Raw genomic sequence first — 9,993 nt, forward strand, 5'->3', positions numbered from 1 at the left:
ACGTGGCTTTTTATGAATGAAGCACGCCAGCCCACAGAGCGATGCACAGACGAACAATGATGGCTGCCGTCCAGGGGGGACGGGCCACGACTAGAATCGCACGAGGGGTCGCCGAAAAGAACGAGGAATGAGAGCTACTGTCATCGACCCGTCATGCGTGCTTGGCACTTAGACGTGTTCAGGATCAGTAGCGTTCCCCTGGCAGGATCGAGATGCAGCGCAGCGAATTTGCATGGGGGCCGCATTTGTTCCCATATTGCGGATCGCACGTCACGACGATCGTTACCAAGGCACGGACAGATGACGAATGAATGACGAAGCCTTGGCAGAAACGCGTCGGACGAGTGTGGTGCGAATGGCACCACGGCCGCGGAAGAAAGCGTCGCGATAGAAAAGGTCGCGAAAGAAAGCAATAAGCCGCGCCGGCGCCCGAAAGTGTCTTCGGAGGGCGCCGCGTCAGCTGTACAGACGCGAGCGTATTAGCGCGCGAGTGAGCCATTGCCTGCGTGCCACTTCATTTGCCGCGGAGAGGGCGTACGCCCAACCCCTTAGGTGCTTCTGTTTCCACCGGCAGTTTAGTGATGGTGCGGCAGAGATAGCAAGCAAAAAAGGAATACATTAGCGAATTTGTGAGCATGAGCACTTGTTTGCCGAAATGTTCCGACGCGGCTACTTGACGCACTCGATGAGCGCAATCGGGGGGTGCGACAGGAAGTCTTCCCACAGGTCGGAGCCGAAGCGTTCGAGTCCGGCCGGTTCGAGCCGTGACGGGTGCCAGCGAATTTCGCGAAAGCCGGCTGCTGAGAGTGCCTCTTCGTGAGCTTGCCGATCGAGGAAATAGTTCTCGATCGAGAACGAGCCGTTCGCCAGATGAAAGGTCCAGGTGATCGGCGCCCCTTCCGTCGGACCTTCGGCGATTTTTGTTTCGAAGCCGTATTTTCGGAATGAGGGGGCTTGGCAAAAATCGAGCAGCGGGCTGGAGTTGACCGTCACGAATCGCCCGCCTGGCCGCAGTGCGTGGGCGATCCCTCGGCACATCGCGGCCAAATCCGTCCGGTTGTGCGCGTAGTTCAGCAGGTAGGCCGCCGACACCACGTCGAACTGCGTGCCGAGATTCATGTTCGTGGCGTCGGCCACTTCGTACCGGATGCCCAGCGGGCGGGCCGCTTCCTGTTCGCGGGCAAGCTCGATCATTCCCTGCGAGAGATCTACGCCAACGGCCGTCGCCGCCCCCTGGCCATGTAACAGCCGGGTGTAGAATCCTTCGCCGCAGGCGACGTCCAGAACGGATTGCCCCGTCAGGTCGCCGACCAGTCCTAACAACGAATACGCCTCGATGTGGGCTCGCCAGGGCTGCAGCTTCGAGAGCTGGTACTCGCGCGAGATGGCGTTGTAGTCGGTCGTCATGAGCGCGGCGTGTGTTAGGTCAACTTTGCGCGAAGGTAGACTCGCGCGGGGTCTGGTAGCGGACATTCAGGTGTGGCGTCTCGATCCGCTTCTGCCCTGTACCCAACGATAGCATGCCGGCCGCAACCAAGCCTGACGTGAGCAGCGTGCGCTCGAGGGGGTAGGGCGGTTTGCCGGTGACGAAAGTCTGCTCGGCCTTGGACATCAGTTCGGCCGAGTATGTGACGTTGGGCGTCGGGGGCAGGTAGAACAGCGTCGACAGCGGCTCGGACTGACCTTTCAAGCGGGCCGCGAACGTGAAATCGTTGACCAGCCCGTTCATCAAAAGCATCGTCGCCTTCAACCCATCGGCGTACTCGAATCGGTAGCAAACGGGTTCTTTGACCCACTCGCGAATCTGGGCCGGGGTCGGGTAGCGATCGCTAAACGACTCGGGCTGGGCCAATGTCTGTGTTCGAGTGAGGCAGGCAGCAAAGAGCTCCGGATCCCAACCGCCGGCGCTCCAACCGCCTGCGTCGAGCGCTTTCCACACCGCGTCACCGCGCAGGGCTTGCATGGTGACCACGCCTGTCTCGCCGCCGCGACGGCGCTCGGCCATGCACTGAATGACCTCCAGCGCGTGAAAGTCGTAGCTATCCACCGCGCCGATCGCCAGGCACATTACTTCTTCCACCTCGGCACCGTACGGCATATCGATCGACGGCATGCGCCATGTCACCGGGAGAGAGGAGCCAGCCATGAAGGGGAAATTGAGCGCGCGGGAGGTGTCGACCATTTCCTTGGCCCACTCCCATTTCCACGACAGATGCTTGTCGTTAAACATCGGCACCGCGCGGCCGTCGGCACGAAATACATCGGTAGCCTGCTTGAAGAACTCGTAACGCGGATATTTCTTCTGCCCGAGTTCGTTATCGGGATAATTGCCGTGCTCACCGATGACGAGCACCGCGTCAACGGCCAATTGCTTGCGTCCGGCCCGCAATGCTTCGGCCACCGAGGGATAAATCTTGAAGCCGAACTCCGCGGCGCGTTTCCGGCTGAGGTCGTTTTCCGGAAATTGGTCGACATAGGCCGACACAACTTCGAACGGAGGCTGATGCCAGGCGCCGTTGTGAGGATAGCCCACCAGAAACCGCTCGCCCATGTGCCAGGCGTGCGAATGATAGCGCCACTCGGTCGTAACGATGGCCAGCTTTTTCTTTGCGGCGGCATTCGCAGTAGGCTCAGTCGCGCGAGCCAGCGATGCACCTAACAGTCCGGTGCCAACAGCGCCGAGAAAGTGTCTTCGGTCGAGCATTGATGGTCCTCGATTGCCAGGACAGTACTGAATGGATCTTTCGTCGAGAGGTCAGTATTGGCAGGCTTTCTACTTGCCGTCACATTCCCATACGCCCCATTGCCCTTCGCACTCATCGACCGCCACTAGCAGTCGGTCGGGGCGGACGCCGGTCCGTCGTGCGAGGTCCTCTTGCAGACGGTGGCCAATGTAGCGCGCCAATAATTCGGCCGTCGTATTGGCCACCGGCAGTAGGACGCAATCTTCGCGCGGGAAGCTCCAGCGGCGGTCCTCAAACGTCACCTCGACGTTTCGCTCGCCGGCCGAAACCCTGATCTGCGGATGATCGATGGGCAAAAGCATGTGATGGTCGAGTTCGTCGACGATTCCACGCAGCGCATCACGCACTGCGATAAAGTCGACGACGTATTGGTTTTCGTCGAGCGGGCCGTGAACTTCGGCCGCGACCTTATAGTTGTGCCCGTGCAGACGCTCGCAGATATTGCCGGCGAACGTGATGAAATGCGCGGCGCTAAAGACGAGCGCTTCTTTGGCGATCCGCACGTGATACTTTTCGGCCACTCGATCGGTACCGGTTTTCTGAGGGAAGTCGTTCAGGCCGCGTAAAATCGCAGCGGCAGTTCGATTATGGCCTCGCGTAGCGCGACGAACAAACCCGCCGTGATCAGGTCAGCCGTGGTGCCAGGATTCCGGCGATGCCCGTCCGCGCGCAACCAGAAATCGAAATCGGAAGCCGCCTCGTGATACGCCTGGTCGCCAGGGCGGCCAATTTCGAGGATACGCTGGGCCATGCGCGTGGCTTGCTCCGCAGTCGATAGGCCGCACTTTCGTGCGATCAGGCTGTCGGGATGCCGGCTCATCGTGACCAGGTGCGCGTGAACGATCGTGTCGGCCAGCGGCCAGCGGGCCTCGACTCCAACTCGCAGCGCTGGCACCACGAGATCGAAGACGTCGGCAAAGTCGGTCGTGTATTGTCGCGCGATCAGGTCGCGGTCGGCCGCCAATTGCATCGCGTGCCGAAGGTTGTCCGGGGCTGGGCCGCTGACGTCGGCCTCGTCGACGTGCCCCATGCCGCCGGGCTGCGCCAGCCGAATTGCGTCGTACACGAGCTGCGCGTCATTGGCGTCAAGGTCGGCGAGCACTCGTGACACGCCCGCGGCGAGTGAAGCGTCGCGTGGCACCATGGCTAGCGGCACCAACAGCAGCACGGCTCCTAGGTTTGTATTCGTGGCCACGGCGGTGCGGGTCGCTGCGATACAATCACGTACCGAACGCCCCAATCGTCCCCCAGCGGCCGCGCTCGCAATCGAGGGTCCGATCATCAGGGCGCTAGTCGCGAAATCCAGATACGTGAGCCCCTCGAAATCGGCGCCGCGATGGACATTGCCCGGCTTCGGCGCGGTCGCTTCCAGCAGGCAGGCCATACCCGCGCAGAGGGAAACGCGCGAGGGCCAATCGTCAGGCGAGGAAGAGTCCAGTGGCATGTTGCGGTTCAATTATCGGCAGGAATCGATTGAGCGGCGGCGAGAGCAGGAAGTGTCAATATACCTATCGCGGGGCGGGCGGTAAGATAGGTGGGCCGTGGGAGGCCGACTGTGCCGTTTAAGCAGGCAGTTTGGCACCGGGATCGCCTTGGCAGTCGCGGATTATCGCGACGACGGCGGCAGAAAAACTAGGATTACTTGAAGGACCTGCCAGGGCCAGACGACCGAGGAAAATGTGAGCGAACAATCTTTTCTGGCCGAGCATTTCATCAACCGCGAATTGAGCTGGTTGGAGTTCAACGCGCGCGTCCTGGAAGAAGCCGAGGACGAAACGAACCCGCTGTTTGAACGGGTCAAGTTCCTGTCGATCTTCAGCTCGAACTTGGACGAATTCTTCATGATTCGCGTGGCCGGGCTGCGCGAGCAGGCGTTTGGCGACCTGGCGCCGCAGGATTACTCGCCGGACGGCTTGCGGCCAATTTCGCAGTTGCAGCGGATCGCGGTCCGTACGCAAGAGCTGGTCGCAGCGCAGTACCGTTGCTGGAACGAATCCGTCCGCCCGGCGCTTGCCGAACACGGTTTTCGTCTGCTGAAGAACGAAGAGCTGAACGGCGACCAGCGCGCCGTGGTCGACCGCTTTTTCGCCGAACGTGCCTTTCCCGTGCTGACGCCGATGGCGGTCGATCCGGCCCATCCCAGCCCGCGCTACCACAATCGTGCACTCTACCTGGCGGCGCTATTGGACCGGCGGACCGGACTGGGGCCGGCGCATCTGTTCGCCGTGGTGCAATTGCCGCAAGTCTTGCCGCGGCTGGTGGCGTTGGGGCAGGGGGATGATCTGCAATTCACGCTGCTTGAGGATGCGATCTCGGCGCGGCTGCCTGAATTGTTCGGCGGTTTCGACGTGTTGTCGAGCACGACATTTCGCATCACGCGCGACAGCGACGTGGAGTTGCTCGAGCAAGAGTCGGACGACATGTTGCGGCTGATCGAGAAACGCTTGCGCGAACGGCAGCGTGGCCAAGCGGTGCGCTTGGAAGTGGCGGCCGACGTCAGCGAAGCCCTGATTCGCATGATCGTCGAGCCCGAGGAGATCAAGGAAGGGGACGCCACGGCCGATTCGTACAGCGAGTTATACCGCATTCCCGGGCCACTCGATTTGACCGCCATGACGGAACTGGCGCGGGTGCCGGGGCATGAGCATTTGCGTGATTTGCCGTTCACGCCTCGCCCGCCGCGCGGCCGTCGCGGTAATGAGGATATTTTCGCGGCGATCCGCCGGCAGGACATGCTGGTCCACCACCCCTTCGATTCGTTCGAGCCGGTGGTCGAATTCGTCAGCCGCGCGGCGCTCGATCCGAACGTGCTGGCCATTAAGCAAACGCTTTATCGGACCAGCGGCGATTCGCCGGTGACCCGGGCCCTGATCGCGGCCGCGGAGAATGGCAAGCACGTCACGGCATTGGTCGAACTGAAAGCCCGCTTCGACGAAGCAAACAACGTCAGTTGGGCGCGACAACTAGAGCGGGCCGGTGTCCACGTGGTGTTCGGTTTCCTCGATCTTAAGACCCATTGCAAATTGTCACTGGTCGTTCGCCAGGAAGGGAACGTCGTGCGCCGGTATGTCCATCTGGGGACCGGCAACTACAACCCAACGACCGCGATGCTGTACACCGACCTGGGGCTTTTTACGGCCGACGAAGATATCGTGGCCGACGCCTCGGCGCTGTTCAACCTATTAACCGGTTATTCGCAGGGGCATCAATGGCGCAAGCTAGTGGTTGCTCCGGGGGACTTGCATCGCGGTACGATCGAATTGATCGAAGAGCAGACGCGCAGGGCCCGGTCGGGCCAAAAGTCGCGCATCTTCGCCAAGCTGAACGCGCTGGTCGATTATCGCGTCATCGAGGCGCTATACCGAGCCAGCCAGGCGGGCGTGCCGATCGACCTGGTGGTGCGCGGAGTCTGCTGTCTGCGACCCGGAATGCCAGGCATCTCGGAGAACATCCGCGTCCGCAGCGTCGTCGACCGATTCCTCGAACACAGCCGGTTGTACGTCTTCAGTCCCGATGATGAAGCGCAGATCTACCTGGCCAGCGCCGATTGGATGCCGCGTAATTTTTACCGCCGCGTGGAAGTGATGTTTCCGATCAATGCCACGAAACCACGCGAACGGATTCTGGAGGAGATCTTGCCGGCTTATTTGCGCGACAACGTGAAGTCGCGCATTCTATGTCCCGACGGCACGCACTATCGCGCCCAACGCACCGGGGATGAGCCGCGGCATCGTGTCCAGGAGGAATTGTTATACGGCCGCGTCGGCGGGACGCCGCTGGTTGCCGAGCCGCATGCCATTCAGCATGCCGAGCCGCTCGTCGAGAACGGCCATCCGAAGTCGAGCGGCGGCGCTGCCCGCGTTTAGCAACCGTCGGGCCGGACTACTGCCGAGAAAAGAGAATGCTCAGCAGTTGCTCCTTGAACGGAGCGCTCGCTTCGAGCACGTCCTGAAAGTCCTTGTTGCCCAGCGTGCATAGGTCGACCTCTTCGGTGGCCGTTACGGTCGCATTGCGCGGCGCGCCGCTGATCAATGCCGCCTCGCCGAAAAAGTCCCCTTCGCGCAGCTTCGCCAGCTCGCGCGTGCGGTCCCCGTCAGCGACTGTCACCACGGCCGTGCCGGAGCGGATCAGGTAAAACTTGTCGCCGGGATCCCCTTGGCGCACCAGCACCGTGCCGGCCGGATGCGTCTCGAGCCCCATCTTGTCCGCCACATCGGAAAGGGTGCGCGGGTCGAGCGACGAGAAGACTTCGCTCTTGCGCAGGAATTCGCAAATCACGGCTGCTTCGCTGACTACCACGTCCGAGATGACGCGACCGTCGACCATGTTCACGATGCGGTCGGCGACGTCCAGGATGCGGTTATCATGCGTAACGATCAGGATCGTCGTCAGCTCCTCCTTGGCAATTTTCTTGAGGAGATCAACAACATCGCGGCCGGATTGTTTGTCCAGTGCCGCGGTCGGTTCGTCGGCCAGCACCAGTTGCGGACGATTGGCCAAAGCCCGGGCGATCGCCACGCGCTGCCGCTGCCCGCCTGAGAGTGACTCGGGCTTGTAGTCGAGCCGTTTGCCCAGGCCCAACAGTTCTAGCAGTTCTGCGGCGCGACCGTCGGCCTCGTCACGCGGAATGGATTTCAACTCGAGCGCCATGCGGACGTTCTGCCGCGCGCTGAGAGATTCGAAGAGATTATGAGCCTGGAAGATGAAGCCGATATTGCGGCGCATCTCGGTCAGGGCCTGGCTATCGAGCCCGGCCAACTCGTTGCCGAGCACCTCGATGCTCCCTTCTTGCACGGTGCGCAAGGCGCCGATCAAAGTCAGCAGCGTCGTTTTGCCCGAGCCGGAAGGGCCGGTCATGATCACGATTTCGCCGCGCGCTAGTTCCAAGCCATTATCGAACAGCACCTGTTTGCGCAGCTCGCCGGTGCCGTACCAGTGATTCAGGTCCTCGATGCGCACGCACAGATTGCGATCGCCATCCCGGCCGCGCAGCGCGGGATTGACGCTGGTGGCAAAGACCTGGGGGTGACCTTTAGTTTTTGATCGGCGGCGGAAACGCATCATGAATAAACGTGCGAAATGGTACTGGAGGGACGGCTAGTCGCCTCGTTCTTATTGTGCGACTTTTGAATTCGGCGTCGGCGCCTGTTGCGCCGCTGGAAATTGACGTGCGCGGAAATATATGAAGCGCGTATCGAAGCCCGGTCGCTGATTGGTAGCGACGATCGGTCCGTCCCAGTCGTGTGGATCGAGTATGGTTTCCAGTTTTTCCATTCCGATGAACTCCCAATCCTCACCCGGATGAAATTCAGGCGGCTTCAGATCGCCATAAGCAGATGCGATCCAATTCCAAGTGTGCCCATCGCGCGCGCCCGCCGTTCCTTCGTTCGTCATCGGGTGAAGATCGTAGTCACGAAAGGTGATAGCCCGCTCAACCGCCTCGCCTTCGACATGAGTCACGTCGAAGTAAAGATTGCTAAGTTTCTCAGGTATTTGGGGAGTACGCCATCTGCCACGAATTTTCACGGGATGCCGTACAGCCTTACCCGTCATTCCGATGATCTGCACCCGGTCTGCGTTCAGGTCATCGATCTTGATGGCGACAGCGCCAGGCTTTGGCGGCTCGCCGGGGGCATCAGTAACTTGCAAAGCGAGTCCAAGAAATACGAGATAGACGCATGGCCTGCGTAGTATGAGCGACATCACGATTCTCCCCATGGCCACGGTCGCTTCAAAACAACTCGGCCGGATCGGCCTGGAACACGCGACGTAGGGCCAGGCAGCCGGAGACGATGCACATGGCGATCGTCATCAGCAAGACACCTATCACGCGCGACGCGGTTAAGTTGAGCAGCAGGCCCGTCAGGTGCCCCAGGCTTGTGTACAGCAGTGTCGCGACCAGGACGCCCGGGGCAAAGCCGAACAGCGACAGCCACAGCGATTCCTGCAGTACTAGCGCGACAAAATAATTGTTCTGGTAGCCCATCGCCTTCAGGGTGGCGAATTCGGCCATATGATCGTCGACGTCGGAATAAAGGATTTGATAACAGATCACGACCCCCACGATAAACCCCATCACAGTCCCCAAACCGAAGATGAAGCCGATCGGCGTGCTGCGACGCCAAAAAGTCAGTTCCTGGTCGACGAACTGCTGACCGGTCATGACGCTCACGTCTTCGGGCAGCGTGGCCTGCAATTCGTGCAAGGCATCTGTTACCGCCACGCCCGGTTTGACTTTCAACAGACCGACGTCCACCTCGGCCAGCTTGTCATGTCGAGAGCCGGGGATGGAAAAGTACGAGCGGTATTGATCGCTGCTCATGATCACGTTGCCGTCATTGGCAAAGTCGGTTCCCAAGTCGAACGTGCCGACAATGCGCGTGACGTGATCCGCGAGCTCAATCTTATCCCCGATCTGCGGCGTGCCGTAATCCTCTTTCGAGCGGCGATCCAGCAGCAGCGTACCGGGCATTTGCAACTCCGCCGCGGCGGCGGCATCGATCGGCAACACCGGGTCGCGGGGGTCGAAGGCCAACACTCGAATGGGATGCCCCTGGCCGGTTTCCGGATTCTTCCAGATCGATTGTCCCGTTTCGATGTACAGGGGCCACGCCGCGGCAATCTTGGGACAGCCAAGGGCTTGCGCCAGACGCCGCCGGCTGAACGTTTCTTTCACCGAAAGCGTGTAGCGTGCCGTACTCGTTAGAACCAGGTCAGCATCGAGCAACCGGTGCAAGGCCACGGTGCTGTCGAACAGGGCATTGCGAAATCCCAACTGCATGAACATCAGCACCACGGCAAAGCCGATCCCGCACACCGCGACAATCAGCCGCCGCGGCTGATGTACCAGGTTTTTCCAAGCCAGCGGTATGCGTTGTCGGGGCATGAAGAATAGTGGGCAGTAGGCGGAGAGCAGCGGGCAGTAGAGAGCGGTTAGTAGTTAGTCGCTGGTAATCGGCAATCGGTGAGTACAAAAAATTAAAACAGGTCGGCGGGGTCTGCCGAATGGACTTTTGCTAACGAGGCCATGCCCGAGATTGCGCACATTGCGACCGATAGCAGTAACACGGCCGAGGCGCGTGCGAGCGTCATTTCGATCGAGATGTGCGTCATATGTTCGGTCAGTCGATACAGCAACTCGGCCAGGATCAAGCCAGGCACGAAACCGGCCACCGCCAGGATCAGCGCCTGTTGCAGGACCAGCCGCGACAGGAATTTGCGCGGATAACCAATCGCCTTCAGCGTGGCG

9 protein-coding genes are annotated in these 9,993 nt (G+C 60.6%); 1 reads left to right on the forward strand and 8 read right to left on the reverse strand.

Annotated features, from left to right (window positions below; genetic code table 11):
* Positions 1-669 precede the first annotated feature (669 nt).
* The 4 genes from VGN12_07150 to VGN12_07165 form a co-directional block, all read right to left on the reverse strand.
* The gene (locus VGN12_07150) at positions 670-1,407 is read right to left on the reverse strand and encodes a methyltransferase domain-containing protein (protein HEY4309214.1); all 738 of its coding nucleotides are present in this window, start codon (positions 1,405-1,407) and stop codon (positions 670-672) included.
* 19 nt (positions 1,408-1,426) lie between these two features.
* Positions 1,427-2,704, reverse strand: coding sequence for a hypothetical protein (locus VGN12_07155; GenBank protein ID HEY4309215.1), 1,278 nt, complete (start codon positions 2,702-2,704; stop codon positions 1,427-1,429).
* A gap of 69 nt (positions 2,705-2,773) precedes the next feature.
* On the reverse strand, positions 2,774-3,265 hold the full coding sequence (locus VGN12_07160; protein HEY4309216.1) for a 6-pyruvoyl tetrahydropterin synthase family protein: 492 nt from the start codon (positions 3,263-3,265) through the stop codon (positions 2,774-2,776).
* Between the two features lie 32 nt (positions 3,266-3,297).
* Positions 3,298-4,188: a triphosphoribosyl-dephospho-CoA synthase gene (locus VGN12_07165; GenBank protein HEY4309217.1), complete on the reverse strand. Its 891-nt coding sequence runs from the start codon at positions 4,186-4,188 to the stop codon at positions 3,298-3,300.
* Between the two features lie 235 nt (positions 4,189-4,423).
* Between VGN12_07165 and ppk1 the strand changes: the two genes are divergently transcribed.
* The gene (gene ppk1 / locus VGN12_07170; protein ID HEY4309218.1) at positions 4,424-6,610 is read left to right on the forward strand and encodes a polyphosphate kinase 1; all 2,187 of its coding nucleotides are present in this window, start codon (positions 4,424-4,426) and stop codon (positions 6,608-6,610) included.
* Between the two features lie 16 nt (positions 6,611-6,626).
* Here ppk1 and VGN12_07175 read toward each other — a convergent pair whose 3' ends face one another.
* From VGN12_07175 to VGN12_07190, 4 genes are all read right to left on the reverse strand, one after another.
* Positions 6,627-7,808 (reverse strand): ATP-binding cassette domain-containing protein, encoded by a 1,182-nt coding sequence (locus VGN12_07175; GenBank protein HEY4309219.1) that lies wholly within the window; start codon positions 7,806-7,808, stop codon positions 6,627-6,629.
* A gap of 48 nt (positions 7,809-7,856) precedes the next feature.
* Positions 7,857-8,312 carry a hypothetical protein gene (locus tag VGN12_07180; protein ID HEY4309220.1) on the reverse strand — a complete coding sequence of 152 codons (456 nt, stop codon included), beginning with the start codon at positions 8,310-8,312 and terminating at the stop codon, positions 7,857-7,859.
* A 163-nt stretch (positions 8,313-8,475) separates the two neighbouring features.
* Positions 8,476-9,630, reverse strand: coding sequence for an ABC transporter permease DevC (gene devC, locus VGN12_07185; GenBank protein ID HEY4309221.1), 1,155 nt, complete (start codon positions 9,628-9,630; stop codon positions 8,476-8,478).
* A 92-nt stretch (positions 9,631-9,722) separates the two neighbouring features.
* The coding region (locus VGN12_07190; GenBank protein ID HEY4309222.1) for an FtsX-like permease family protein at positions 9,723-9,993 on the reverse strand (271 nt) is incomplete at its 5' end.

The sequence above is a fragment of the Pirellulales bacterium genome, assembly GCA_036499395.1.
Lineage (GTDB): Bacteria > Planctomycetota > Planctomycetia > Pirellulales > JACPPG01 > JACPPG01.